At 81.1% G+C, this 809-nt stretch carries 1 pseudogene; it reads left to right on the forward strand.

Annotation, left to right across the window (positions count from 1 at the left end):
- Positions 1-809, forward strand: a pseudogene (locus AX737_RS34375) (hypothetical protein); the annotation flags it as partial.

Raw genomic sequence — 809 nt, forward strand, 5'->3', positions numbered from 1 at the left:
GCCCCGCCGACCCTCTGCCGCACCCTGCCCGGACGGAGCCCGGACGGGCGCGCTCTGATCCTGCTCGCCGTGATCGGACCGCTTCCGGCCCTGCGCACCGCGCCCGCGCCGAGCGACCGCCCGGCTGAACCGCTGGCCGAACCCCCGGCCGCCCCCGAAGGTCCGGCCGACCCGCGCGACGCGGATCGCGACCCCGCACCCGTCGCGCGGGCCGCCCCCGACCCCGATGTGCCGGCCGACCCCGCATCGGCTGCGCCGCGCCCGGGCGACCGGATCCTCTGGCGCAGCGACGCCGCGGGCGCGCTCACGCAGCTCTCCGGCGGCGGCGCGCTCGCCGGCCTCGTCGGCGCGTCCTGGGACGCTCTCGCCGCGTCGGGCCGGCTCGGCGAGGCGGGGTCCTTCCTCGACGCGCTGGCGCGGCGCCGGACCTTCCGCGGGCTCGGGGTGGTGCTCGTGCTCGACGGCGTCTCGGTCGCCGCAGACCTGTCGGGCGCGCCCCTCGGCCGGGCGGGGCAGGCCTTCCAGGGCTACGGCGGCTTCGGCATCGTGCGCGCCGTCGAGGCGCGGGAGGTCGGCCGCCCCGCTGAGACCGGCGTCGATGCGGCCCTGACCGGGACCTGCGCGCTTCCGGAGGCCGGATCCTCCGAGGCCGGAGGCGCGGCGGAGGCTCCGGATCCGGCCGATGCCCGCCCCGAATCCGCGCTCGCCGGGGCGCCCGCATCCCCCGCAACCGCGCCGCCGCAGGCCGCTCCCCTCGCCCCGCCCTACCCGCTGGCGCCGCCCTTCGGGCGCGGCCTGGGCGCGGATCC

Origin of the sequence: Methylobacterium sp. CCH5-D2 (assembly GCF_001556475.1) — a bacterium.
In the GTDB taxonomy this organism is placed as follows: Bacteria; Pseudomonadota; Alphaproteobacteria; order Rhizobiales; family Beijerinckiaceae; genus Methylobacterium; species Methylobacterium hispanicum.